Source organism: Rhizobium sp. P2_G9, assembly GCF_056403475.1.
Genome location: NZ_JBFUFK010000152.1, coordinates 1 through 366 on the forward strand (window position 1 = coordinate 1; position 366 = coordinate 366).

The 366-nt window shown below is 63.1% G+C and carries 1 protein-coding gene; it reads right to left on the reverse strand.

The window, feature by feature from the left end:
- A partial coding sequence (locus AC1DYF_RS40440) for a transposase (protein ID WP_477884573.1) occupies positions 1 to 366 on the reverse strand: 366 nt, incomplete at both ends.

Sequence of the window (366 nt, forward strand, 5' to 3'; positions counted from 1 at the left end):
GATCTCGGCGATCAGGCGCTTGTTCTTGGCCAGGCCGAACAGATAATCGACCTTGTTGGCCTCGCACCACGCCATCAGCGCCTCACGGCAGAAGCCGCTATCGGCGCGCAGCAGGATGCGGGTCCTCGGCCAGGTGCGGCGGATTTGCCCGACGATGCGCTCGACTTCCTCGACCGCGCCGGCCGCCGCATCGATATTGGCGCGCCTGAGCTTCGAGAGCAGCAGGTGCCGGCCACAGAAGATGTAGAGCGGCAGATAGCAATAGCTGTCGTAATAGCCGTGGAAGAAGCGGCCTTCCTGGTCGCCGTGGATCGGATCGTCGGTGGCATCGAGATCGAGCACGATCTGTTTCGGCGCCTTCTTGTG